21 protein-coding genes are annotated in these 25,577 nt (G+C 72.0%); 3 read left to right on the top strand and 18 right to left on the bottom strand.

The features are described 5' to 3' along the window. Nucleotides 1-5: 5 nt before the first annotated feature. The 17 genes from AC2IPW_RS08160 to AC2IPW_RS08080 form a co-directional block, all read right to left on the bottom strand. Nucleotides 6-1,922, bottom strand: coding sequence for an FAD-dependent monooxygenase (locus tag AC2IPW_RS08160; protein WP_486376639.1), 1,917 nt, complete (start codon nt 1,920-1,922; stop codon nt 6-8). Nucleotides 1,923-1,925: 3 nt separating this feature from the next. Next, nucleotides 1,926-3,266, bottom strand: a complete 1,341-nt coding sequence (locus tag AC2IPW_RS08155) for an MFS transporter (protein ID WP_289380463.1) — start codon at nt 3,264-3,266, stop codon at nt 1,926-1,928. A 134-nt stretch (nt 3,267-3,400) separates the two neighbouring features. Beyond that, the gene (locus AC2IPW_RS08150; protein ID WP_003936193.1) at nt 3,401-4,336 is read right to left on the bottom strand and encodes a LysR family transcriptional regulator; all 936 of its coding nucleotides are present in this window, start codon (nt 4,334-4,336) and stop codon (nt 3,401-3,403) included. A gap of 224 nt (nt 4,337-4,560) precedes the next feature. Further along, nucleotides 4,561-5,886 carry an MFS transporter gene (locus tag AC2IPW_RS08145; protein WP_486376638.1) on the bottom strand — a complete coding sequence of 442 codons (1,326 nt, stop codon included), beginning with the start codon at nt 5,884-5,886 and terminating at the stop codon, nt 4,561-4,563. 51 nt (nt 5,887-5,937) lie between these two features. Beyond that, complete coding sequence (locus AC2IPW_RS08140; protein ID WP_486376637.1) at nt 5,938-7,398, bottom strand: benzaldehyde dehydrogenase; 1,461 nt, start codon at nt 7,396-7,398, stop codon at nt 5,938-5,940. Between the two features lie 293 nt (nt 7,399-7,691). Next, nucleotides 7,692-8,831: a CaiB/BaiF CoA transferase family protein gene (locus tag AC2IPW_RS08135; protein ID WP_486376636.1), complete on the bottom strand. Its 1,140-nt coding sequence runs from the start codon at nt 8,829-8,831 to the stop codon at nt 7,692-7,694. A gap of 71 nt (nt 8,832-8,902) precedes the next feature. Further along, a complete protein-coding gene (locus tag AC2IPW_RS08130; protein ID WP_003936189.1) occupies nt 8,903-10,084 on the bottom strand; it encodes a mandelate racemase/muconate lactonizing enzyme family protein in 1,182 nt (393 codons plus the stop codon). Beyond that, nucleotides 10,081-11,334 (bottom strand): CaiB/BaiF CoA transferase family protein, encoded by a 1,254-nt coding sequence (locus AC2IPW_RS08125; protein ID WP_054374941.1) that lies wholly within the window; start codon nt 11,332-11,334, stop codon nt 10,081-10,083. The genes AC2IPW_RS08130 and AC2IPW_RS08125 overlap by 4 nt, the downstream gene beginning before the upstream one ends. Continuing rightward, nucleotides 11,331-12,518, bottom strand: a complete 1,188-nt coding sequence (locus AC2IPW_RS08120) for an acyl-CoA dehydrogenase family protein (protein WP_371383852.1) — start codon at nt 12,516-12,518, stop codon at nt 11,331-11,333. The genes AC2IPW_RS08125 and AC2IPW_RS08120 overlap by 4 nt, the downstream gene beginning before the upstream one ends. 321 nt (nt 12,519-12,839) lie before the next feature. After that, nucleotides 12,840-13,763 carry a LysR substrate-binding domain-containing protein gene (locus tag AC2IPW_RS08115; protein ID WP_450121534.1) on the bottom strand — a complete coding sequence of 308 codons (924 nt, stop codon included), beginning with the start codon at nt 13,761-13,763 and terminating at the stop codon, nt 12,840-12,842. Nucleotides 13,764-13,797: 34 nt separating this feature from the next. Beyond that, nucleotides 13,798-14,793 carry a hypothetical protein gene (locus AC2IPW_RS08110; protein ID WP_416063134.1) on the bottom strand — a complete coding sequence of 332 codons (996 nt, stop codon included), beginning with the start codon at nt 14,791-14,793 and terminating at the stop codon, nt 13,798-13,800. Between the two features lie 12 nt (nt 14,794-14,805). After that, nucleotides 14,806-15,429 carry a hypothetical protein gene (locus tag AC2IPW_RS08105; protein WP_416063133.1) on the bottom strand — a complete coding sequence of 208 codons (624 nt, stop codon included), beginning with the start codon at nt 15,427-15,429 and terminating at the stop codon, nt 14,806-14,808. Then, nucleotides 15,426-17,081: an NERD domain-containing protein gene (locus AC2IPW_RS08100; protein WP_486376635.1), complete on the bottom strand. Its 1,656-nt coding sequence runs from the start codon at nt 17,079-17,081 to the stop codon at nt 15,426-15,428. The genes AC2IPW_RS08105 and AC2IPW_RS08100 overlap by 4 nt, the downstream gene beginning before the upstream one ends. 4 nt (nt 17,082-17,085) lie before the next feature. Next, nucleotides 17,086-19,170: a hypothetical protein gene (locus AC2IPW_RS08095; RefSeq protein ID WP_450121530.1), complete on the bottom strand. Its 2,085-nt coding sequence runs from the start codon at nt 19,168-19,170 to the stop codon at nt 17,086-17,088. Between the two features lie 105 nt (nt 19,171-19,275). After that, nucleotides 19,276-20,511 (bottom strand): type II toxin-antitoxin system HipA family toxin, encoded by a 1,236-nt coding sequence (locus tag AC2IPW_RS08090; RefSeq protein WP_371383847.1) that lies wholly within the window; start codon nt 20,509-20,511, stop codon nt 19,276-19,278. Nucleotides 20,512-20,516: 5 nt separating this feature from the next. After that, nucleotides 20,517-20,759 carry a helix-turn-helix transcriptional regulator gene (locus tag AC2IPW_RS08085; protein WP_416063129.1) on the bottom strand — a complete coding sequence of 81 codons (243 nt, stop codon included), beginning with the start codon at nt 20,757-20,759 and terminating at the stop codon, nt 20,517-20,519. Between the two features lie 161 nt (nt 20,760-20,920). Next, nucleotides 20,921-21,112 (bottom strand): hypothetical protein, encoded by a 192-nt coding sequence (locus AC2IPW_RS08080; RefSeq protein ID WP_003936179.1) that lies wholly within the window; start codon nt 21,110-21,112, stop codon nt 20,921-20,923. Between the two features lie 241 nt (nt 21,113-21,353). Here AC2IPW_RS08080 and AC2IPW_RS08075 point away from each other — a divergent pair, with 241 nt between their 5' ends. From AC2IPW_RS08075 to AC2IPW_RS08065, 3 genes are read left to right on the top strand one after another with little or no spacing between them, the layout of a single operon-like run. Continuing rightward, nucleotides 21,354-22,580, top strand: a complete 1,227-nt coding sequence (locus AC2IPW_RS08075; protein WP_003936178.1) for a CaiB/BaiF CoA transferase family protein — start codon at nt 21,354-21,356, stop codon at nt 22,578-22,580. Further along, nucleotides 22,577-23,530, top strand: a complete 954-nt coding sequence (locus AC2IPW_RS08070; protein WP_371383845.1) for a beta/alpha barrel domain-containing protein — start codon at nt 22,577-22,579, stop codon at nt 23,528-23,530. The genes AC2IPW_RS08075 and AC2IPW_RS08070 overlap by 4 nt, the downstream gene beginning before the upstream one ends. Then, nucleotides 23,512-24,489 carry a glycerate kinase gene (locus AC2IPW_RS08065; RefSeq protein WP_416063127.1) on the top strand — a complete coding sequence of 326 codons (978 nt, stop codon included), beginning with the start codon at nt 23,512-23,514 and terminating at the stop codon, nt 24,487-24,489. The genes AC2IPW_RS08070 and AC2IPW_RS08065 overlap by 19 nt, the downstream gene beginning before the upstream one ends. 24 nt (nt 24,490-24,513) lie before the next feature. On the opposite strand, the gene AC2IPW_RS08060 is transcribed toward AC2IPW_RS08065, so the two are convergent. Next, entirely contained in the window at nt 24,514-25,500 is a 987-nt protein-coding gene (locus AC2IPW_RS08060) for a hypothetical protein (RefSeq protein ID WP_486376634.1), read from the bottom strand. Nucleotides 25,501-25,577 lie beyond the last annotated feature (77 nt).

Raw genomic sequence — 25,577 nt, 5'->3', positions numbered from 1 at the left:
CGGAATCAGGCCTGTGGCGCCAGTTCCCGGGTGGACACCGGCGACGTGTCGGTCGCCGCTGCGATGGCTTCTTCGAACTCGCGGTGACCGGCCTGCGACCCGAGCTGCAGCGCGAGCCGCACCAGGAAGCCTTCCCGGTCGGACGGATCGACCTGGTCGAGCGCGTCGGACAGACCGAGCCAGACGTTCTCACGACGCTGCTCGTCCTCGGTGAGGATCTGCGCAGGCCGCGCGGGGACCGCCGGCCCCTCGGGGGCCGTGCCGGCGCGGAGCGCAGCGGCCACGCCGGACAGGTCGCCGACCGGCACCCGGCACAGCAGCAGCCCGTCGGGCCGGATCACGAACGCCTCACCCCCGGTCGCACCGAGCGCTTCGGCCAGGTCGGGCGCGTCGAGCACCGTGACCTCGTCGGCACCGGAACTGTCGGCGCCGACGACGACGGCCCGCACACTCTCCGGCGCCAGTGCGGCGGCGAGGTCGGCCGCGGCCGCGGAGAGCGCGGCGCTGCCGGCGGCGTCGAGACCGAAGCCCACGACCGCGAACCCGTTGCCGCGCACCGCGTTGAGCGACGACTCGGTGCTGCCGCCGGCGGCGGCGACCCGCACGCGGCGGTCCTCGACGGGGTCACCGGGCAGGACCCCGGTCAGGCCCTCCGCGACGGGCCAGGTCAGCGGCGACAGCCGGGCGTGGGTGGCGCTGGACTGGCGCGGGTTGATCAGTTCCCCGAATTCGGGGCGGTTCACGGCGAGGGCGAGCACGGCGTCGCGGGTGGTGCGGTAGCCGTGGGTTCCCGGGGACATGATGAGGGTGGACTTGCCGGCGTTCGCGACGTTCTGCTCCCAGGCGTCGTGCCGCTCGATCGAGTACGCCTGCAGCAGCGCGCGATCGGCGTTGCCGTGGACGACGGCGGCGAGCTGCCAGGCCAGCGTCTCGGCGTCCTCCATGCCGGAGTTCAGGCCGCGCACGCCGAAGATCGGCACGAGGTGTGCGGCGTCGCCGGCGAAGAGGATGCGGTCGTGGGTGAACTCGCGCAGCGCAAGGGCGCGGGCGCTGTAGAACCCGTGCCACTCGAGCGTCCAGGGCAGGTCGTTCTGCAGCCAGTCCAGGTGCTTGGTGATGCGGGCCCGGATGGCGTCCTCCCGGGTCTCGATCTCCGCGTCCTCGGACGGATCGAGCTGGTAGTCGATGCGCCAGATGTTCTTCGGCTGCTTGTGCATGATGATCGTCGAGCCGGGGTTGCTCGGCGGATCGAACCAGACCATGCGCTCGGCGGGCAGCTCCGACTCCCAGTGGATGTCGGCGATGACGTAGCGGCCCTCGTAGTTGGTGCCCTCGAGTCGCAGACCGGCGAGTTCCCGCATGCGGCTGCGGCCGCCGTCGGCGGCGACGACCCACGCGGCCCGCAGGTGGCGCTTGCCGAAGGCGGTGTCGACCTCGAGGGTCACCTGATCGTCGTCCCGCAGGATGCCGGCGATGCTCGCCTGCCAGTGCAGGGTGATCAGCGGGTTCTGCTCGATGGTGTCGACGACGATCTGCTCGTACTCGGACTGCGAGACGTTGATCATCGGCGGTCGCACGTCGAACTCGCGTTGCGGCATCCGGAAGTGCAGCACCTGCTGGTCGCGGTAGAAGCTGCGGCCGCCGACCCAGGGCAGGACGATCTTCTCGAGTTCGGCACCGAAGCCGAGGCGTGCGGCGGCCTCGAGGCTGTGCCGGGAGATGCAGATGGCGCGGCTGCCGAAGGAGACCTGGTCTGCCGCCTCGAGGATCGTCACGGGGATGCCGCGCTGGGCCAGGCCGAGGGCGACGGCCATGCCGACGGGTCCGGCGCCGACGACGACCACGGGCAGCGCCTCGGCGTCGGGCTGCATCGACGCGAAGTCGGAGGCGGGGTACTTGCGGGGCTGGTAGTAGGTCGACATGTCTCAGGCCACTTCCTGCTCGGACCGACGGGATTGCGCCACCGCGACCGCCGGGTCGTGGGGGTGACGGAGAAGAAGGATGCTGACCAGGCTGACGAGCGCGATCAGCACGAAGTACGCGGTGACGGCGAGCGAGGTGCCGAAGGCCGCGAAGAGGGAGGTCGCCACGATGGGGGCGAGGCCGCCGCCGAGGATCGCCCCGATCTGGTAGCCGAGCGACGCGCCGCTGTAGCGGATGTGGGCGGGGAACAGCTCGGCGAACAGGGCGGACTGGGGTCCGGCGCAGGCCCCGAGGACGAAGCCGAGGGCGATCATCGCGACGAGCATCACCGGCAGCATCGCGGTGTCCATCAGCGGGAAGAACAGGGCTGCGACGATCACGAGGGCGCTCGAGCTGATGATGTAGACGCGGCGCCGGCCGATGATGTCGGACTTGTAGGCGCTGATCGCCATGCCGGCCATCCAGAACGGGCACGAGGCGATGAGCAGGAACAGCATCGTGGACTTGCCGAAGCCCAGCTCCGCCTCGCCGTACTTGAGGACGTAGACCATGTAGGCGTAGGCGATGCCGTTGGTGGCGACGAAGGTGCCGCCGGCGAGCAGCACGGTCTTCCAGTGCTTGACGAGGACCTCGGCGAGCGGGAGCTTGACCTCACCGGCCGCATCGCGGCTCGCCTCGAAGTCGGCGCTCTCCTCGAGCCCGAGCCGGATCCACATGGCGACGACGACGAGGACGGCGCTGAGCAGGAACGGCACGCGCCAGCCCCAGGCCGCGAAGGCGGCATCGTCGAGGACGGCCGTCAGCGGCAGGAAGACGAGATTGGCGAGGAGGACGCCCGCGGGGACGCCGATCTGGGGCGCGGCGCCGTAGAGGCCACGCTTGCCGACCGGGGCGTTCTCGGTGGCGACGAGGACCGCGCCGCCCCATTCGCCGCCGACGCCGAGGCCCTGGACGAAGCGCAGGGCCACCAGCAGGACCGGGGCGGCGACGCCGATCGCGGCGTAGTTGGGCAGCAGGCCGATGGCGACGGTCGCGAAGCCCATCAGCAGCAGCGAGGTGACGAGCATCGACTTGCGGCCGACGCGATCACCGAAGTGACCCATGACGATGCCGCCGATGGGCCGGGCCACGAAGCCGACGGCGAGGGTTGCGAAGGCGGCGAGGGTGCCGGCCAGTTCGGAGGTTCCGGGGAAGAACTGCGGCCCGAGCACGAGGGCCGCGGCGGTGCCGTAGATGAAGAAGTCGTACCACTCGATCGCGGTGCCGACGAAGCTGCCGAGCGCGGCCTTGCGGGCCTTGCGCTGCAGTACCTCCGGCGAGGGCGCCGGTGCGGTGATCGTCATGGGTGCTTGCCTTTCACGATGCGGCCCGCGTCACGGCGGACCCGGCAAGCATGACCCCCATCACAAGCCGTTGAAAAGCTCAACTATTCGCGCTGTTTCCCCGGAAAATCCGTGGTACTCGGGATAACCGCACGTCAGGGCCGTGCACTCGGTGTCCCACCGGTGGAGGCGAAGTGAATGAATGCTCGTGTCACCCGGCTGAGCATCGAATCCTGATGCCACGCGACGACCACGTCGACCGAATCCGGAACCGGGTCGACGAGCGGCCGGACGACGAGCGGGAGATTCTCGTACGTCACGTCGAGCGGGGGCCGCTGCAGCAACAGCGTCCACCCGAGACCACGGCCGACGAAGGCTCGCGCCGTCTCGTAGTTGGAGGTGCGGTAGGCGACGCGCGGCGCGAACCCGGCGCCCCGGCACACCTCCATCGCGTGGTTGCTGCTGGGCGGCGCGTCGAGCAGCACCATCGGGTCGTCGCGCAGATCGGCCAGCCGCACCGGACCGTCCCCGCCGGCGAGACGGTGGTCCGGGCCGAGCAGCACCATCGGCTCACGCGTCATCAGGGTCGCCTTGCGCCATTCCACGGACAGCTCGAGGTCGTAGACGATCGCGAGGTCGAGCTCGCCGTTGTCGAGCTGGGTGCGCAGCCGGTTCTGGGTGTCCTCCCGGAACTCGACCCGCGCCCGCGGGAAGCGCTGGGTGAATCCGGCGAGCAGCCCGGGCAGCACGGTCGGCCCGAGGGCGGGATAACACCCGATGGCAACGGGTCCGGCCACGCTGCCGCCCGCGCCCACCGCGTCGGCTTGCAGTTCGCTCGCCTGGTGCAGGAGCACGCGGGCGCGGGCGAGCACCGCCTCCCCCATCGCCGTGAGCTGCACGCCCCGCGCCCGTCGTCGCACGGCCAGTTGCGTCTGGAGGGATTTCTCGAGGTCGGTGAGCGCCGCGGACAGCGCGGACTGCGACAGGTGCAGCCGCTCGGCGGCGCCGCTGATCGTTCCCGTCTCGGCGACGGCGACGAACGCCGCCAGCTGGCGCATGGTGAAGGTGGGAACCGCGTCGGGCCGGGTCATGCAGGCCACGGTATCGAGCGGGAGCTTCTCGTCCCCAGCGGGAGGTTGTCGCCGGTGCCACTCGACGAACGGCACATCGACAGCCCGGTGGTCGCGACAACCTCCCGCTCGCGCCCGTTGCGGCGCTCAGGTGGGCGCGCAGCAGCGCCACGTCCCGCCCGGCATCGACCGAGCGCGGTGGGGCCGGGCACCTGTGCGGTGCCCGGCCCCACCGGTGACGCGGATCAGGCGGTCAGGTCGACGTCCTTGCTCTCCTTGACGAACAGCGCCAGGACCACGGCGCTGAGGGCGCACCCGGCGACCAGATAGACGATCACGCTGCCGATGGAGCCGGAACCGGCGTACAGCGAGGCGACGATGACCGGGGTGAAGCCGGCGCCGAGCAGGCTGCCGATCTGGTAGCCGAGCGACGCACCGGTGTAGCGGGCGCGGGTGCCGAACTGCTCGGCGAGGAACGCCGGCATGGGACCGAACGTCAGCGACTGCAGGACCGAGCAGGCGATCACGAAGGCCAGCACGACCAGCAGGAAGTTGCCGGACGAGGCGAGCTGGAACAGCGGCCACGCCAGGACGACCATGCCGACGAAGCCGGTCATCATGACGGGCTTGCGCCCGTAGATGTCCGACAGCCGGGCGGCGCCGAGGATGCCGAAGATCGCGACGAACTGGCAGATCGCGAAGGCGTTGAGGCCGGCCGAGCGCGACACACCGTTCTCGGCGGCGTAGCTGATCACGAACGTCGAGAACAGCGCCTGGATCACGAACGGCGCGGTGCACACCAGTCCCGCGAGGATCAGGGTGCGGGGGGCCCGCACGATCGTCAGCAGCGGAATGGGTTCCTTGGTCCGGTACTTCTTCTCCTCGGCGGCGCGCAGTGCCTCCTCGAAGACCGGGCTCTCGGCGATGCGGGCCCGGACGAACAGGCCGACGGCGAGCAGGACCGCGGAGAACAGGAACGGGACGCGCCAGCCCCACGAGAGGAAGTCGTCCTCCGGCAGCTGGGCGGCGAGCGAGAGGGCGACGGTGCCGAGCACGGCGCCGGTGGGTCCGCCGGCGTTGGTGAACGCCGCCGCGAAACCGCGGTTGCGGCCCTTGACGTGTTCGAGCGACATCAGGGCCGCCCCGCCCCATTCGCCGCCGATCGCGATGCCCTGCACAGCGCGCAGCAGGATCAGCATCACCGCGCCCCAGGTGGGGATCGCCGGGACGAGGCCGATGAGGAAGGAGGCGACGCCCATGATCGTCATCGACAGCATCAGCATCTTCTTGCGGCCGACGCGGTCGCCGAAGTGACCGAAGACGATGCCGCCGAGCGGACGGGACAGGTACCCGATGGCGAACGTCGCGTACGAGGCGATCAGCGCGAGGCCGGGGCTGAGGTTCGCGAAGAACACCGGGCCGAACACGAGCGCAGAGGCGGTCGCGTAGAGGATGAAGTCGTAGAACTCGACGGTGCTCCCGAGGTAGCTCGAGAAGACGACGCGACGGATGTCCTTGTTCCGCTCCGCCGGTGCGGCGACGGCCGTGCGTTCTGGGTCTGCGAGGGTCATGGTGGGTCCTTACTTTGCGAGGACGATGCTAGATCCGGTCGGCGGGGCCGCTCAGAAGGGGTAGGCGGGCACGTCGCGGCTGACGGTGATCCAGCGCGACTCGGTGAACGCCTCGATGCTGTTGGCGGCACCGCCGAAGCGGGCCCCGTTGCCGGAGGCGCCGAGACCGCCGAAGGGGATGTTGGCTTCGTCGCCGACGGTCTGGTCGTTGATGTGGGCGATGCCGGTGGGGATCCGGTCCGCGAGCGCGAGGCCCTTGCCGACGTCGCGGGTGAAGATGCCGAGCGAGAGCCCGTACTCGGTGTCGGTGGCCAGCGCCACCGCCTCGTCGAGGGTCGAGAACTTCACGACGGGAGCGACGGGTCCGAACACCTCCTGGGCGTAGGCGGGCGCGCCGGCGGGGACATCGGCGAGGACGGTGGGCCGGTAGAACAGGCCCTCGTAGGTGCCACCGGCGACGAGCCGGGCGCCGGCGTCGACCGACGCGGTGACCAGGGCGTGGATCTTCTCGAGCTGGCCCCGGTCGATGATCGGGCCGAGCGCGACCTGCTCGGTGACGGGGTCTCCGACGGCCAGCGCCTCGGCCTTGGCGGCGAGCTGGGCGACGTACTCGTCGTAGACGGACTCGTGCACGATGTGCCGGCCGGTGGTCATGCACACCTGGCCCTGGTGCAGGAAGGATCCGGCGGCACCGGCCGAGACGGTGGCGGCGAGGTCGGCGTCGTCGAGGACGACGATCGCGGAGTTGCCGCCGAGTTCGAGGTGGACCTTCTTGAGGTTGCGGGAGGCGGCGGCGCCGACGGCCCGGCCGGCCGGGGTGGAGCCGGTGAAGGAGATCACCGGCACCCGCGGGTCGTCGACGAGGGCGGCGCCGACGTCCGCGCCGGCGGGCAGCACGGACAGCACCCCGGCCGGCAGACCCGCCTGCTCGAAGATGCGGGCGAGGGCCACGCCGCCGCAGACCGCGGTACGCGGGTCGGGCTTGAGGATCACGGCGTTGCCGAGGGCCAGCGCCGGTGCGACGGAACGGATCGCGAGGATCAACGGGAAGTTGAACGGCGCGATGACCCCGACGACCCCGACCGGGACCCGCTTCGACATGCTCAGGCGCGGCGCCTCGCTGGGCAGGATCTCGCCGAGCGCATGGGAGGGCAGGGCGGCACCCTCGTAGCACTCCTGCGCCGCGACGTGCGTCTCGAGCTGCGCCTTGGGACGCAGGGACCCGGACTCGCGCATGATCCAGCGCTCGATCTCGTCGGCGTGCTGCTGCCACAGGTCGCCGGCGCGGCGCATGACCGCGGCACGCTCGGTGTGCGGGCGGGCCGCCCAGTCGCGCTGGGCCGCGACGGCACGGTCGACGGCGCGCCCGAGGTCGCCCTCGTCGGCGAGGCCGACGCTGCCGAGCGTCGCGCCGGTCGCCGGTTCGACGACCTTGATCTCACCGGCCCCGCCGGGGGTCCAGTCCCCGGTGAAGATCTTTCCCTGCCAGATGGATTCGTCGAGAAGTGCCATCACGAACTCCTTGTGTACGGGTGCCGGACCGGCCGGCGGGCGAAGCGGGTCGCGGCGAGCGCGATCGGGTGAAGGGACGGCCGAGACGGCCGGACAGTGCGGGCCGCGCGGTGCGGGCTGGGCGCTCGATCCATGGAGTGAGCCCTCCGTTCGGCCCCTGAAGTATGGGTCACGTCACATTCGCGTGAAAAGCAGAATTAGCCGGTGATATTCCACAGGTCTGCTCAACAATGGCGGCGTGCGGGAGCGCGGGCGGCACCGAAGCGGTCGCCGCCCGCGGACAGCGCAGCAGGTCAGGGGTGCGGCACGGCTGCGCCGAGAACGCCCCACGTGCGCAGGATCTCGTCCGGATCGTCCTGTCCGGGCACGGGCGGGGCCGTGGGCCGGCCCGCCGGCGTACGCGAGAAGCGGGGCGCGGGCGCGGGTTCGGGGTGACCGTCCCGGTACAGGAAGGTGCCCCGGGCGGTGAGGTGGGCGTCCGCGGGCGCCTCGCTCATCGAGAGGATCGGCGCGACGCACGCATCGGTGTCCCGGAAGATCGCCGACCACTCGTCACGGGGGCGGGTGGCGAACACGCCGGCGATCCGCGCGCGCAGCTCCGGCCAGCGCCGACGGTCCCACTGCCCCGGCAGCGCGTCGTCCGCATCGAGGCCGAGTCCCGCGAGAAGCTGCGCGTAGAACGGTGGTTCGAGAGCCGCGACCGCGACGTGCCCGCCGTCGGAGGTCTCGTACACGTCGACGAACGGTGCCCCGGAGTCGATGAGGTTGGTGCCGCGCTCGTCGTTCCACGCGCCCCCGGCGAGCATCGAGTACGGGTTGGCCATCAGGTGCGCGACGCCGTCGACGATCGCGGCATCGACGACCTGACCGCGCCCGGAGCGCTGCGCCTCCCACAGGGCGGCGAGAATACCGGACACGAGATACATTGCGCCGCCTCCGAAGTCACCGACCAGACTGAGCGGGAGCTGCGGCGGTCCCCCGGCCCGGCCGATCGCGTGCAGCGATCCGACCAGGGCCTGATAGGTGGGGTCGTGCCCGGCACGCTGTGCGAGCGGCCCGTCCTGCCCCCAGCCGGTCATCCGGCCGTAGACCAGTTCCGGGTTGCGCGCCCAGCAGTCCTCGGGGCCCAGACCCAGGCGTTCGGTGACGCCGGGCCGGTAGCCCTCGATGAGCACGTCGGCCTTCTCGACCAGCGCGAGCACGGTGGCGAGCCCGTCGGGGTCCTTCAGGTCGGCGGCGATCATCCGTTTGCCGCGTTGGAGGGTGTCCAGCCGCGGGTCGATGGGCATGGTGAACCCGGCTCCGGTGCGCTCGACGCGCACGACGTCGGCGCCCTGGTCGGCGAGGAACATCGCGGCGAACGGCGCCGGACCGAGTCCCGCCAGTTCCACGACCTTCAGTCCGGCCAGGGGGCCCTGTCGGGATTCGGTCATCGTGATCTTCTCCTACGGGTGGTGGCGCGGCCGGCGGCACGAGACGGCCGCCGGCCGGGGTCCGTTGCCGTCTAGACGCCGACGAGTTCGCCGACGGTGACGGTCTGCTTGCCCTCGGTGATGTGGGTGGCGATGAACTCCTCGTTCAGCTCGATGCCGAAGCCGGGCCCCTCGTTCGGGTAGAGCTTGCCGTCGGCGAAGACCGGGACGTTCAGGGCGATGTCCTGCGTGATCTTCTGCTCGGCGTTCTCCCACTGGTTGTTGATGATCAGCGGGCCGAGGTTCTCGTGGGTGAACTGCGACGCCCAGTTGTTCGCGATCATCAGGTGCGCCGACGGGCTGGCCTCGAGGCCGGAGCCGATCATGCACCCGCTCATGACGGCCATGTCGGCGAGGCGGGCCATCGTCAGCCAGCGCTGCGCCTTGAGGAGGCCACCGGCCTTCTGCATCTTGATGAACAACCCGTCGGCGGCGCGACGTTCGATGATCTCCCGGATGTTGTGCAGCTCCTGCGCGGACTCGTCGGCGAAGATCGGCGTGTCGATGCGGGTGCGCAGGCGCGCCATGCCCTCGATGTCCCAGTGCGGGACGGGCTGCTCGATGCACTCCATGCCGTACCGGTCGAGCCGGCGCATCGTCTTCAGGGCCTGGTCGTAGTTCCAGAATCCGTTGGCGTCGACCACGATCCGCGCCGAGTCGCCGAGTGCGGCCCGGACCTCGCGGACATTGTCCACGTCGTGGTCGGAGTTGCCGTCGGACTTGAGCTTGATCAGGCAGAAGCCGTTCTCGTGGGCCTGGACGGCCTCGGCGACCACCTGGTCGACCGGTCCGGCGGACGCGACCCAGCCCTGCACGGAGGCGTCGGCGTTCTTGCCGCCGAGCAGCTGGTACACCGGCACGCCCAGCGCCTTGCCCTTGAGGTCGTGCAGCGCGAAGTCGACGAGCGCCTTGGCCTGGTTGTTGTCGCGGACGAAAGTGTCCATCTGCCCGACGATCTTCTCGATGGCGAGCGGATCCTGGCCGATCAGGAACGCCGGGGCGATGTGGTTCGCGATCATCGCCGTCATCGATTCCTGGGTCTCGCCCCGGTACCAGGTGGAGGTGTCGCCGCTGTCGCCGTAGCCGACGATCCCCTCGTCGGTGTGCAGCTTCAGCAGGACGGAATGGATGTGGGTGATCCGGGTTCCCGGCATGATGAACGGCTTGACGAGCGGGGTGGAGACCGGGATCAGTTCGACCTTGGTGATGATCATGCGACGTGCTCCTGAGCGGACGAAGGGATGACGGTGGCGCCGGCGTCGGCCAGAGCCGTGAGTTCTGCGGTGTCGAGACCGGCCTCGCGGAGGATCTCGACGGTGTGCTCGCCGACGAGCGGGGCGCGGCGCTCGACCGTGCCGGGGGTGTTGGAGAGCTTGGCGGGAATGCCGGGGACGGTGACCGCGCGGCCGTTGTGCGGGTGCGTGACGGTCGGCAGCATGTCGCGGGCCCGGAAGTGGGGGTCCGCGAAGATGTCCGCGGCGTCGAGGATCGGGCCGAGCGGCACCTTCCCGCCGAGCACCTCGACGAGCTCGGCGACGGTGTGGGTGCGGGTCCAGGCGTTGACCACCTCGTAGACGGCCTCGCGGTTGAGCCACCGGTCGTGGTCGGTGGCGAACCGGGGGTCGTCGACGAGTTCCGGCTGACCCATGACGGCGGCGAGCTTGGCCCACTGCGGATTGTGCGGGGCGCCGAGCGCGAGGACCCCGTCCTTCGCCTGCACCGTGTCGAACGGCGCGAAGCCCTGCAGCTGGTTGCCGAGCGGGCCGGGCACCTGACCGGTGTGGCCGTAGGTGTTGACCACGACCTCGGAGATCGCGAGCACGGCGTCGGCCATGGCGACGTCGACGTACTGGCCCTGCCCGGTGCGTTCGGCGTCCCGCAGCGCGGCGAGGATCCCGAACGCGGCGAACAGTCCCGGAACGGTGTCTCCCACCCCGGATCCCACTCGGACGGGGTGCGCGGCGTCGGTGCCGGTGATGGACATGAGACCGCCCATGGCCTGCGCGACGATGTCGAACGCCGGCCAGTCCCGGTAGGGGCTGTGCCCGCCGGTCTTGTCGCCGAAGCCGCGGATGGAGGCGTAGACCAGGCGCGGATTGCGGGCCGCGAGGGTGTCGTAGTCGAGACCGAAGCGGTCCATGACCCCGGCGCTGAAGTTCTCGACGACGATGTCGGCGTCGTCGATCAGGCGCAGCAGCACCTCGCGCGCCTCGGGCTTCTTCAGGTCCAGCACGAGCGACCGCTTGTTGCGGTTGGCGGACTGGAACACCCCGCCGTAGTCGCGGGGTTCGTCGTCGGAGGCGAACGGGCCGGCGTAGCGGAGGAAGTCGCCACGCGGCGGCTCCACCTTGATCACGTCGGCACCCTGGTCGGCGAGCAGCGACGTGCAGAACGGGCCGGCGAGGGCCTGGGTCAGGTCGACGACCCGCACCCCGTCGAGGGCGCGGCGGGCAGCGGTGTTCATGCGGTGGCCTCCCGCCCGAGCAGCGCGCGGCCGATGACGACCTTCTGGATCTGTGGGGTGCCCTCGCCGATCTCGAGACCGGAGACGTCGCGCAGCATGGCCTGCAGCGGCAGCTCCTCGGCGAAGCCGCTGTGCCCGTGGGCGACGATGCAGTCCCGGATGGTCTGCAGCGAAACCTCGGTGGCGTAGAGCTTGGTCATCGCGGCCTCCTTGGTGAACGGCTTGCCGGCGTCGGCGAGCGAGAGGGCGCGGTAGGTGAGCCAGCGGGCCGCCTCGAGCTTGGTGGCGTTCTCGGCGATCGGGAAGGACACGCCCTGGAACGAGGACACCGGCTTGCCGAAGGCCTTGCGGGACTTGACGTAGTCGATGGTGATGTCGAGGGCCTTGCGGGCGACGCCGGTCGACATCAGGCCGATGACCGAACGGGTGTAGTCGAATTCGCTCATGACGAGCCGGAATCCGTTGCCGACACCACCGATGACGTACTCGTCCGGGACGAACACGTCGTCGAGGAACACCCCGGCCCGGCCGAGCGGCTTCCAGCCGGCGTCCGGGAACTTCTGCATGCTCACGCCCTCGGCGTCGAGGGGCACGAGGAAGGCGGTGACGCCGGATTCCTCCGGGGTGGCGCCCCGGGCCTTGACGAACGTGATCATCGCCTTGGCGTGCGGGGCGAAGGTGATGGAGGTCTTCTCGCCGTTGAGCTTCCAGCCGCCGTCGACCTTCTCTGCCTTGGCACGCATGGCCATCGCGTCCGAGCCACTGCCCGGCTCGGTCAGGCCGAGGGCGACGACGTGCCGGCCCTCGACGATGCCGCGCACCCAGTCCTTCGCGACCTCGGGCGCCAGGAAGCGTTCGAGCAGCGGGCCGGTGAGGTTGTTCGTGTAGGCGAGCTGGGTGAGGTAGAAGTTCGAGTAGGCCAGTTCCTCGTGGGCGATGCCGAGGTGGGTCTTGGTGAGCACCTCGCCGATGCGGCCCTGGCCGCCGTTCTCCTCGGAGACGCCGAGCCCGAGCAGGCCCTGCGCGGCCATCTTCTCGGCGAGATCCCACGGGAACTCCTCGCGGTGGGCGCGTTCGAGGTAGCTCTCGGCGTGCGGTGCCGCGAACTCGCGGACCCACTGGGCGAATTCCTCGTATTCCGGCGCGAAGAGGACCGGTGGGTGCAGGGCGTCCGTGGCAGACATGATCGATCTCCTCGAAGTGGTTGTGAATCAGCGCTTGTCGTCGGCGCCGGACAGAAGACCCGGGCCGCGCGCTGCCGATCAGCGCGTCGGAACCCAGTATGTCCGCAGTCACAACCCCAGAAAAGAACAGGAATCTGCTGATCGATATGAGGAAAACTCAGGAAGCGGTGATGGCCTGCCCCTACCTGCCGATCGTTGCCCCGTCCGAGCGGCAGCTTTTCGGGTCCAGCGGGAGGTTGCCGTGGGCGTCACTCGACGGATGGCGCAGAGACCGCCCGGTGGCCGCGACATCCTCCCGCTCGCGTGCGGCCGAAAGTGCCGTTACAGCCGGCCCACGCGAGCGGTCGCGAACGTGATGAACTCACGCACGACCCGGCTGAGCACCACGTCGGGGCGCCAGGCGATGACCAGCCGCACGGGATCGAGTTCGGGGACGTCGATCGGCAACAACACGATCTTCAGTCCGCCGTAGGTGCGGTTGAGCTGCGGCTGGTGCAGCATGATCGTCCAGCCCAGGCCCCGTCCGACGTACGCCCGCACGGTCTCGTAGTTCGCCGACCGGTACTCGATCCGGGGCGTGAACCCGGCCCGCGCGCACACCTGCAGCGCGTGGGTCGACGCCGGGGCCGCGTCGAGCAGCACCATCGGTTCGTCCCGCACTGCGGCCAGTTCCACCGGGCCGGGCGTCGTCGCCAGCCGGTGGCCCGCCGGGACGACCAGGGCCGGTCGTCTCGTCATCAGCGTGGCGGTGCGCCACGTCGGCGGCAGCCCCAGGTCGTAGGTGATCACCGCGTCCAGCGCTCCGCCTTCGAGCCGCTCGGCCAGCTCGTCGGCCATCGCCTCCCGGAACTCGAGCGACACCCGGGGATGCAGGTCGGTGAACTCGGACAGCAGCGGCGGCAGGATCGTCGGCCCGACCGTCGTGTAGCACCCGACGGCGAGACGGCCGGCGAGCTCGCCGCCCGCACCGAGCATCTCGTCCTCGATCTCGCTCGCCTGCTGCAGCAGTGCCCGCGCCCGGGCCAGCAGCGACTCCCCGGCCGGCGTGAGCTGGACGCCGTGGGCGCGGCGGCGCACGCACAGCTGTGTCGAGAGGGCCTTCTCGAGTTCGGTGACCGCCAGCGACACGGCCGACTGCGAGACCAGCAGCCGGTCGGCGGCCGCGCTGATCGTGCCGGTCTCGGCGACCGCAACGAAGGCGACCAGTTGCCGCATGGTGAAGGCCGGCGCCCGGTCGCTGCTCATCGATCGATCATATGGGCGGCCGGCACCAGGGATTTCAGGCGTCGGGGGCGGCCGTCAGCGGCACGTCGCCGTCGGGCCGCCGGCGGGGCTCAGCAACCCGGTGCAACCCCCGCCCCAGCTTGCCCACCCCGGTGGTGCCCGCCCCGACCGCCCGGCCGCCGAGGGTGCGGGCACTGTCGCTCAAGGTGCGGGCACTCTCGCCCAGAGTGCGGGCACTGTCACCCAGGGTGCGGGCACTCTCGCCGAGGGCCCCGCCCACGGCCCGGACCGGATTGCCCAGCTCCGCCAGGTTCTCGGCCACCGCCGGGTCCTCGGCCTCGAGAGCGCGCTGCGCGGCGCTGCCGAACGCCGCGGCGACATCGTCCAGGTCCGCGCGGAGCCGGGCGATGTCCCGCTTCACCCGGGCGGACGACAGCCACCGCACCAGTTCGAACGGCGTGTGCACCGCGTAGCTCGCCAGCCGCGCGCGGGCGCGCAGCAGCAGCGCAACGTCCCGCTCCACCCGCCCGGCGAGCGACGCGCCGATTGCCGCGCGTGCGTCCTCGAGCCGGTCCGGTTCGGTGGCACGTACCTGCTCGAGCCGCAGCCGCTGCCACAGGTTCAGCGAGTCCTCGACGAGGACGAGCAGCTGCACCGTCTCCCCGAGCCGGTCGGTCTCCACGGCCTGCTGCAGGCAGGCCACCCGGTCCTGCGCGGGTGCGTCGACGGCGAGCCCGTCGAGCACCCGCCCGGCGTGGGCGCGGAGCCGCTCGCCTCGATCGGCGAGGACGTCGCCGAGCCGGCGCACCGATTCCCAGTCGGCGCCGCGCAGCCGGCCGGTGCCGTCGAGGATCCCCGCCACCCGGGTCAGCGCATTGTGGTGGTCGACGGCGTCGCCACCCTCGGGCGCACCGACCAGCTCGAAGATCTCCGCGGAGAGCTCGTGCACGCGCGCGACGGCGGCCTCCACCGAGACGATCGCCTCCCGCAGGGCGCGGGCGACGGCGTCGTCGGCGGGACCCGGTTCCTCGGGGTGCACGTCGTCGGTCATGGCTCCATGGTGCTACGTGCGCGCGACGGACGCAGCAGGATCCTTCGCGGTGAGCAGCTGACGGATACCGTAGCCGGTGACGAGGGCGGTGACGAGCGCCATCAGCAGGCCGCCGAGCGCCCCGATCGCCGCGACGAGCCACCACGGCTGACCGGGTTGCCACAGCGGGGTACACACCAGGAGGAACACGGTGAGGCCGGCCAGCCACGCGGCGGCGGTCCACGCGATCCAGCGGCCCGCGCGGGGGACGTGCCGACGCAGCTCGAGCCACTGGGCGAACCCGATCGACGCCAGCAGCGCCACGCCGAAGACGACTCCGAGCGCGACCGGGAGCGCCTCCGGCCACGCGGACCACGTCTCGTAGAACGCCGAGGGCGACATCCCCAGGAAGTAGGCGCACGCCGCGGCGACGCCCGTGCCCAGCACCCAGCGCCGCACCGACATCGCCGGCAGCCGGTGCCGCAGCACCCGCGCCTGCGACCATCCCAGCACCGAGCCCTCGACGACGCCGGCGGCCATCAACGCCGGCAACGCGGCGGCGCTGTCGAACAGCACCGCGCCGACGACGGCGGGAACGAGGAAGCCGGCGAACTCCCCCACCGTCGCCGACACCGTCCAGTCCCGCAGCAGGCTCATCGGCCCAGCCCCAGCCGGACCGCCAGTTCCGGTCCGCCGACCTGCCGGACGAAGTCCGGGTCCCCGCACACCACCAGCTGGTCGCGGGCCCGGGACAACCCGACGTACAGCCGCTCTCGCGAACGCTCCTGCGGCTGCGTCTCGTTCACCGCGAGCACCACCGCGCGGCGCTCGAGACCCTTGAAGCCGAGGACATGTCCGTAGAAGACCTGTTCGGTGTCCCAGAAACTGTCCCAGTACGCCGCGTTGCCCTCGGCCTGCCGCGCCACCTGCTCCGGGTGCCGGCTGCCGGTGGCGAGCAGCGCGACGTCGCCGGGCCGCCAGCCCTCGTCGAGCAGGGCGTCGATCCGGTCGTCGGCCACGGCGAGCGCCTCGTCGCCGCGGCACGCGACGAACTGCACATCGGGTCCCTCCCCGCCGAGCAGCCGCATGCGCTGGCCGACGAGCGGACCGAAGGTCCCCGCGATCTGCCGGGTGTTGCGCAGGTTGTGGTCGAGCACCAGCGGGACCAGCGGCACCGGGGGCCGGCCCTCCCGGTCGAACACCCGCTGCGCCTCGTCGGTGAACACGTAGATGCCGCTGGTCTCCTCGTCGCGCAGGGCGGCCGTGATCGGATCCCACCAGGCGTCGGCGAAGTCCTGCGCCTCGTCGACGACGACCGCGTCGAAACGCTGCCCCTCCGGCAGGGACCGGGCCAGTTCCGTCATCTGAGCGGGCAGGTCGTGTTCCCAGAAGCGCACGGTGTCGGCGGTGCGCAGCGCCTCGTCGGGGCCTTCGGCCGCACCCCACAGCCGGCCGAGGGCGTGGAACTCGCCGACGTAGGCGGGCCGCTTCTTCCGGTTCCACGTCGCGGTGATCCGCTGCAGGTACGACGCGAGGCCGTGCGAATAGCAGATCAGCGCGACCCGCTGCTGCTGCTCGGCGAGGCGCCGGGCCTGCTCGAGCGCGAGGAACGTCTTCCCGGTGCCGGCGCCGCCGCGCACCTCGACACGGCGGAGCAGGCGCGTCGCGTCGAGGATGACGGCCTGCTGCTCGGTGAGCCGGTCCGCGGCATCCTCGTTGGCGACGGCGCGCGAGACCACGTCGCGCTGCGGCAGGCCACGGCCCGCGAGCACCTCGGCGAACCGGTCGACGCCGTCGGCGGTGAGGGCCGGCCGGTCGAGTTCCTGTTTGTCGAGCACCGCGCGCAGCCGTTCGGCGATGCTGCCGAGGTCGTTGCGGTCGATCACCTTCCAGCGAGGGCACTCGGGCAGGGCGAAGTCGGCGCGGACCTCGGTGTGGGGCAGGACGACGAAGTGGTCCCAGCGCAGCCGGCCCTGCGTCCAGCGAGGATCGGCCTCGACGTAGCGGCGCAGCGCGTAGCAGGACTGCAGCACCTGCCGGACCGGATCGATCTCGCGGTCCTTGCCCTGCCGGGCCTGCACCCACTGGAAGCCGTCGTGCCACACCTGACCGCCCTTGACCTCGAGGCACACGACGCCGTGGCCCTCGAGCGCGACGACGAAGTCGATCTCGTGGTCCTTGAGGTGATCGGTGACGCGCAGGCCCGCGGCGACGAGGTCCCCGTCGCCGAGCTGCCGGACGAGGGCCTCCCAGACGAGGCGTTCGGCGTCGTTCGCCAGCAGCGGACGCTCGGGTCTGCGGATCGGCATGCGCTCAGCTTGGCACGCGCACCCACGCCTGCTCGAGCAATGCGGTCACTTCGGCCTCGTGCCGGGCCCGGTAGGCACTGAGCACCCGGCGCGGGCGGGTCTCGTCGCCCAGACCGACGGCGGCCGCGAAGGCCGGCGCGACGCCGTCCTCCGGCACGATCTCCGGGGCCGAATGGCCGATGAGGGCCAGTGCCTTGCGCAGCGGCTCGGCGTTGTCGGCGACGGTGCGCAGCGGCAGCACGTCGAACCGTCCGCCGGGGTGGAACTCGAGGAACATCTCGTTGCCCTCGTCGACTCCGAGATCCTCGAGGAACCGTCGCACGCTGCCGAGATGCGGGGACGCACCCGTCCAGCGCACGACCTGGGTGCCCAGCCGGGACGACAGGGCGACCTCGCGTCCCGGGACGCAGCCGACGACGCCCGCGACCGCGGACGGCACCGGGAAATCGGCGCCGCGCAAGTGGTCCCGCGTGGCGGTGACCCGCAGCCGCCACACGTCCCCGAGACGGTAGAGACGACGGGTGCGGTGCGGGGGCTTGATGCTCACGTGGGTGCGCCGGCGTCGGCGCACCCGGCCGTCGACGATCTCGAAGTCACCACTGCCGGCGAAGATCCGGGCGCTGGTCGGCGACACCCCGAAGCGTTCGACCAGCCGGTCGACGACGCGGCCGAGGTCCGCGGCTCCGCCGTCGGCGTCGACGATCCGGGCGATGCGGCCGCGCACCGCGTTCTCCTCGTCGGTCTCCCATTCGGTGAGCGCCCACCGGTCGTCCTCGGCGAGCGAGAATCGCTCGTCGGCGCCCATCGCGTCGATCACGGCGGCGGGACCGGCGGGGGTGCCCATGCGGTCGACGAGTTCCGCGGCCGTGAGCGGATCCCCGATCACCTCGAGCACGGCGGCGGCGTGATCGGCGAACGCGGACCGCCGCGTCAGGGCGCGGCCCTCGAACATCGGGACTCCGCACCGGCGCAGCCACGCGGCGAATTCCGCGGCGGGCAGGTTCCACACGACGGCGACGGCTGCGGGTTCGACGACCCCGTTCGGGGATTCGAACTCGGCGAGCAGTGCATGGGTCCGGCGCTCGGCTTCGGCGAGACCCGGGACCGCGACCCACCCGTCGACCACCTCGAAGCGATCGTCGAGGCGCGCGAGAGCCCGCCACAGCGGCACCTCGAGCCCCGGGACGGGCTGAGCCAGCTCCGGTCGCGACGCCAGGATCCGCTCGAGGGCGGCGACGGGACGGACGTCGACGCGCAGCGCCGCGAGCAGATCGCCGACGGCGGTGCCGAACGCGAAGGTCGACGGAGCGTCCGGGTCCGGCGGTTCGTCGCCGAGCACCCGGCGGCGGATCGCGTCGCGCTCGGGTGCGGCCAGCCCGGCCACGTACGCGGCGAGCTCGTCGAGGGCACGCGGCGGCGCGGGCAGGGGCAGGTCCCGTGCGGTCAGGGCGGCGATGCGCGCGGCGACCTGCTGGATCTCCTCGGGAGCGCCGTCCTCGAGTTCGACCCGCACCAGCGGCCGGTCCGGGTCGGCGCGCAGCCCGCGCCACCGCGCGAGTGCGACGAGGTCGTCGAGCAGCAGGGACAGCGCGGGCGGAAGGGTGGGGGCGTCGGTGGCCACCCGCAGCGACGCCGGATCCCGCAGGATGGCGAGGACGAGGACGGCCTGCACGATCTGGTGCACGGTCTCCGGGCCCGCGCCGCGCACGGAGAACAGGGCGGCGGGCGTGTAGCCGAGCAGACCGGCGGTGGTCGCCGCGCGAGGCAGCCGCGCGACGGTCGCGGCGGCCCGGGTGCCGAGACCGAGTGCGGCGACGGGGACGTCGACGGTGTCGGCGATGCCCGCGGAGAACACCAGGTCGGGATGCTCGGTGACGTAGATTCGGGCCAGTTCCCCGCAGATCGCCACGACGTCGGCCGAGGCGGCGGTCTCCGCCGGGGACCGGCGTTCCCACCAGCGCTCGTCGGGCGCGAGGGCGGCCAGTTGCGCGTTGCGGGCCGAGCCGTACCGGTCGAGCCACGGCATCAGGTCGACCCAGACGTACTCGCTGAGCATCCCGGGAGACAGTGCAGTCGACCACAGCGACACGACCCGGTGCTCCTCTTCGATGCGCGACTGGCGACCGCGGTCTCGTGCGGGACGCCCGCCGGGGACTCTACCGGCCGGGGCTCCGGCCGTCGTACGACGACCGGATCAGCCGAGTTCGTCGGCGCGCCGGACCAGCAGGTCCCGCAGGCGCGCCGTGTCCCGCTCACCGAACCCGATCTCGGCGAGACGGTCCAGGCCCCCGGCGATCCCCCGCCGGATCCCGTCGAGCATCCGGGTGACGGCACGCTCGGGTACCCCCAGCCGGCCACCGGACTCGACGAGGTGGCGGCGGGTGAGCTTGTTCGCCTTGCCGTACAGGTCGAGGGCCATCGGGTCGCGCCACCCGAGGTAGGGCTGGGTGCACAGCAGGTCGTAGGCCGGGGTGACGGCCCACAGCCCGGCTTCGGTGAGGCGGATCGAGAAGTTCTTCCCGTGCAGGTCGCCGTTGCCGACGGCATAGGAGTAGGCCACCAGGCGCAGCAGCTCGAGGGTGGCTACGCGGGCCGATCCACCGCCGCGCTCGCACGCCCCGGCCAGCGCCTCGACGACCCGTTCGGTCTTCAGCCGGTACTTGGCGGCCGGGTAGACGCCGAGGACCTGGCAGGCGTCCTCCTGGGCGGTGCGGTGGAGGGTGTGGCCGGGGCCGACCCACCGGTCGAAGCGTGCGACGAGCAGTCCCGCATTGCCCCGGCGGTCGTAGACGAGCTGGTGTCCGGCGACGGCCAGACCGCAGGCGGACGCGAGACCCATGAAGAAGTGCTCGTTCTCGACCAGCCGCGGGTAGCCGCGCGGCGGGGCGAGTTTGAGGATGGCGGGACCCTGCACCGTCGCGACGGGAGCGGAGTACATCCGGGCCGACACCTTCGCCTGCACCCCTGGCAGAGAGGTGGGATCGAGAGCGACGGACTCGTGGCCGGAGATCCGGTCGAACAGCTCGTGCAGGTCCTCGCTTCGGACGGCCTCCGGGTCGAGCAGAAGCGTCGACGTCGGAGGCCGGGCGCCGGCGGGGAACACCCGCACGTCGCCGATGGTGTCCGCGCCCACGGCCATGAGGATGGTGAGGTGGTCGTCCTCGGAGGTCTTGGTGGCGGCGACGGCGCCGCGGAGCCGGATGCCCTCCGGCAGCAGACCCGCGAAGAACGGCGGGACGCTGCCGCCGCCGGCGCGGAGCTCCTCCCCCGTCTTGGGCACCGTCCACGCGAGCGCGGGCGCGGCCGGATCGTCGAGGTAGTCCGGCTCGTATCGGAACACGACGTCGTGACCGTCCCGGGTGAGGTGGCCGGCCAGACGGTCGCCCTTGTACACGTCGGCGCTGTCGACGGCGACGAGGCGTTCGACCACCGGGCTCACCCGGTCCGGTCGCCGCGCGGGGTGAGCTCCAGGTCGCAGCCCAGTGCGTCGGCGATCGCCACGACGAGGTCGAGTTGCACGGTGGCGCGGCCGGACTCGAGCGACTGCACGCTCGAGCGCGATACCCCCGCGAGGTCGGCGAGCTCGGACTGGGTGAGGCCGAGCCGGTGCCGACGGTCCACGAAGTGGTCGCCGAGACCGCCGCGTTCCGTGCGGGCGCGACGGCGGGGCGTGGCCACAGCGGCTCCTCTCTGTGCTTGCGACGGCAGGCATTGATCCGAGTGTGCCCGCACTGCGCCCGGTTGTCCAGGGTTATGCCTGTGATGACAAGCTCAAGGACGCAGAGGTTCGCCTTTCGCGACGCATTCACGGCTTCGGCCTGCCCTCGCAAGCCCAAGAGTCAGGGCGTGGCGTGATCCGGTTCGACCTCGAGCTGAGCGGCAGGCCGCAGCCGCAGCAGCACCAGACCCGCGACGGACGCCACGATCAGCGACCCGACGGCGCCGTGCACATGCAGCGCATTGACGGCGATCCCGGCACCGACCAGACCCACCAGCAGCGCACACCACAGAACGACTTTCGCGACCACCATGACCCAAGCACCTTCCCGAGACCCCCTGCCCGAGAGGAAGGATAGTGCGCCACGTCACACGAGCACGGGAAGGTCGCGGCGTGTCCACCACCGGGAACGCCTCGCCCGCGCTGCGGCGCAGCACAGGGCACACCGCTGCGGCGCAGCACAGGGCACACCGCTGCGGCGCAGCACAGGGCACACCGCTGCGGCGCAGCACAGGGCACACCGCTGCGGCGCAGCACAGGGCACACTGTTGCCCATGAACTCGGAGGAGATCCTGCGCCCTCTCGAAGGCATCCGCGTCCTCGAACTCGGCAACTACATCGCCGCACCCACCGCGGGCCGGCTGCTCGCCGACTTCGGCGCGGAGGTCATCAAGGTCGAACGGCCCCGCACCGGCGACGAACTGCGCAACTGGCGCCTGTACGCCGGGGACACGTCGATGCTGTACCGCACGGTGAACCGCAACAAGAAGTCCATCGTGGTGGACCTGCGCACCGAGGCGGGCCGGGCCGTGATCCTGGATCTGGTGCGTCACTGCGACGTGCTGCTCGAGAACTTCCGGCCCGGCACCCTGGAGAAGTGGGGAATGGGGCCCGAGGTGCTCGCGCAGATCAAGCCGGACCTGGTGGTCACCCGGATCTCCGCGTTCGGCCAGACCGGCCCCCTCGCGGAGCGTCCCGGATTCGCGGCCGTCGCCGAGGCCGTGGGCGGGTTCCGGGAACTCGTCGGAGATCCGGACCGGCCGCCGGTGCGGGTCGGGGTGTCGATCGGCGACTCCATCGCCGGGCTGTACGCGGCCTTCGGCTCGGTCACGGCGCTGCTGCAGCGCCAGCTGATCGGGTCGCTGCCGCCGGCGAACCGGGTCGTCGACGTCGCACTGAACGAGTCGATGCTCTCGATGATGGAGTCGCTGATTCCCGACTACCTCGCCTACGGCGTCCGGCGGGAACGGGTGGGCGGCCGCATGGAGGGCATCGCCCCCTCCAACGCCTATCCCTGCTCGGACGGCACCTCCGTGATCATCGCCGGGAACGCGGACGCCATCTTCCAGCGCTACATGCGCACCATCGAGCGACCCGATCTCGCCGACGATCCCGATCTCGCCACCAACGCCGGCCGCTGGGCCCGCCGGGAGGAACTCGACGCCGCGATCGCCGACTGGACCCGGCGACGGCCGCGCGGGGAGGTGCTCGAGATCCTCGACGCCGCGGGCGTGCCGTGCGGGCCGATCTACACGGCGGCCGACATCGTCGACGACGAGCAGTACCGGGCCCGGAACATGATCCAGCACTTCGCCGTCGACGTCGGCGAGGACGAGCCGAAGCAGGTCGGGTTCCCCGGCATCGTGCCCGTGCTCGGCGGGCGGTCACTGCCCATCCGCAACGTCGGACCGGATCTGGGTGAACACACCCGCGAGGTGCTCGGGGGCCTGCTCGGCCGGACCGAAGCCGAGATCGACGAACTACTGGAGGTCGTGTCGTGAGCGGTGGTGTGGCAAGCGGTGACGTCGTAGGTGCCGCGGCACCGCAGCTGCGCGACGTGACCCTGCGCGACGGGCTGCAACTGACCGGCAAGGTGCTGCCCACGGAGCGGAAGGCGCAGATCGTCCGTGCGCTGCTGGCCGCGGGCGTGCCGCAACTCGAGATCGGCTCGATGGCCCGGCCCGACCTGGTCCCACCGATGGCCGGCACGGTCGAGCTGATCGGGATGCTCACCCCCGAAGAGCTCGACCGCTGCTACATCTGGGTGGCCACGCCGCGGCACGTGGAGAAGGCGGCCGCCGCCGGCGCCCAGCACTTCCAGTACTGCCTGTCGGTGTCGGATGCCCACAACCGCGCCAACATCGGCCGGGACACCGACGCAAGCCTCGCCGCGATGCCCGCCGCGGTGGAACATGCCCGCACCGCGGGCGGCACCATCCAGCTCTGCCTCGCCACCGCGTTCACCTGCCCGTTCGACGGGCCCGTCGACCCCGACCGGGTGCTCGAGATCGCGTGCGACCCGCGCGCCGACGGCGCCGCCGACATCGTTCTCGCCGATACCCTCGGCCAGGCCGTGCCAGCGCAGGTCGCGGCGCTGGTCGCCCGGGTACGCGAGCAGTCCCCCGCCCGCCGCATCGTCTTCCACGGCCACGACACGTGGGGGCTGGGCGTCGCCAACAGCCTCGCTGCGATCGGCGCGGGCGCCGCAGTGGTGGACGGGTCGCTCGGCGGACTCGGTGGCTGCCCCTTCGCGCCCGGCGCGAGTGGCAACACCGCGAGCGAGGACCTGCTCTTCGCCACCCGGCCCGCGTGGCTGACGCCGCCGGTGTTCGCCGACCTGGTCCGGTTGGGCGAGTCCGTCGTCGCCGAGCTGGGCGAGCCGAACCGCTCCCGCGCCGCGCAGGGCGCCCGATCCGAGGCCGCCGCGTTCGAATGGGTGGTGCAGCGGTGAGGGTGCTGATCGCCCCGGACAGTTTCAAGGGCACGTACCGCGCCGCCGAGGTGGCCGACGCCGTGGCGGACGGCGCGGAATCGGCTGGGCTCGAGACGATCCGGATGCCGGTCGCCGACGGCGGCGACGGCACCCTCGAGGTGCTCACCGGTCCGCTCGGTCTCGAGCTGATCGAGATCGACTCCGTCAATCCCTGGCGCGCCCCGTGTTCGGGTTCGTTCGGGCTCGGCGAGGACGGCACCGCGGTCGTCGAGCTCGCCACCTTCAGCGGAATCACCACCCCGCACAAGGGTTTCCGCGATCCGATGACGGCGGACACCTACGGCACCGGCCTGGCGATGGCCGAGGCCGTGCGGCGCGGCGCCACGCACGTCGTCGTCGCGGCGGGAGGATCGGCCACGACCGACGGCGGACTCGGGGCGATCGCCGCCGTCGTGGACGCCGGCGGCCTGGGCACCGCCACCGTCACGGTGCTGACGGACGTGACCACCCGCTACACCGACGCCGCTCGGGTGTTCGGCCCGCAGAAGGGCGCGGACGAGACGACCGTGGAACGGCTCACCCGCCGCCTCGAGGACGCGGCCGTGACATTGCCGCGTGATCCCCGGGAAGTCGACGGGACCGGCGCGGCCGGGGGCTTCGCCGGCGGCATGTGGGCGCAGTTCGGCGCGGACCTGCGCTCGGGGGCCGACTTCGTGCTCGACGCGCTCGGGTTCGACGCCGCACTCGCCGGAGCCGACCTCGTCGTCGTCGGCGAAGGACGCCTCGACGGGCAGTCCCGCTCGGGAAAGATCGTCTCGGCGATCCTCGCCCGGGTCCACGCGGCGCCGGTCGTGGCGGTGGTGGGATCGGTGGGCGACGATCTCGGCGACTACCGGGACCGGTTCGCGGAGATCATGGTCGCCACCGATCGCGACGCCCTGCGCGCGGCCGGCGCCCGGCTCGCACGCCTCGGCTGACCCGGTCGCGGCCGGGAAGGACCGTCATTCGCACGGCGGTGCGGTGACGGACGGCGGCGTCGGGTCGGGGTGGGGGCCGGGATCGGGGTCGGACGCCCGCATCGACCAGCCCGCGGGCCGGACCTGCGGAGTGTCGCGCTCCGGGCACGGAACCGCGGCCGGCGCGCCGGTGTCCGGCGTGGGGCCGGCCGAGGGGACGGGCACGGACCGGGCGGCGTCGGCCGGGCGCGGCGGCTCGGACGGGCCGGCCCCACCGATGGCGACGGCCAGCCCGCCGCCGAGCAGGACGGCCAGCGCGACGACGACCGCCACCAGCAGCGCGACCCGCCGGGACGACGACGGCGACGGCGCCGCCGGTAACGGTTCGGTGCGTGCGGCCACGAGCGCGGCTCCGGTGGCCCGGTGCCACGGCCCGCCGTGCGGGGTCACGAACGGCACGTCGAGCGCCGCCGCCAGTGCACGGGCGACGGCGACGTCGCCGGGGCGCAGGTCCGGGAACACCAGAGCCTCCGGACCGACACCGGCGAGCGCCACGGCCTCGTCGGCGGCCCCCGGGAGGGCGGGCGCGATCTGACCGAAGTCGTCCTCCGCCACGGCAACCGACGCGAGCACCGCACCCGAGCGGATGTCGGCGACCGACACACGGCCGGTGGCATCGTCGCGGCCGATCAGGACCACCGTCCGCACACCGTCGAGCTCCGGGGCCGCGGCGAGGAAGGCCAGCCGGGCCTCGTCGGTCCCCACAATCCGCACCTCGGTCGCCCCGGAGTCCAGCACGGAGTCCGGCACGGTAGTCCCGGCCGCCACCAGTCCGGCCCGGGTGAAGCGCACCTCCGCCCGCGCGGCGCGCTCGGTCATCGCCGTGAACGCGTGGCCCACCGCCTCCGCCTCGGTGCGGTCCCCCACGGGCCAGCGTTGCGTGTCGAACGGGCCGAGGGCCGGGACGTCGGCATCCACGAGCACCGCACAGACCTCACCGGCATCGACCGCGACGCCGAGCACCGCACGCATCACTGCCCTTTCGCCGACGGGACGAGGCCCGAGCGTAACGCACGGCGAGGCGAGGACACGGCGAGCGGGAACAGACA

Source organism: Rhodococcus sp. NS-SX18 (assembly GCF_057367935.1).
The sequence above is the reverse complement of the archived record's forward strand: the minus strand, read 5'-3'. Positions and strand labels throughout refer to the sequence as shown.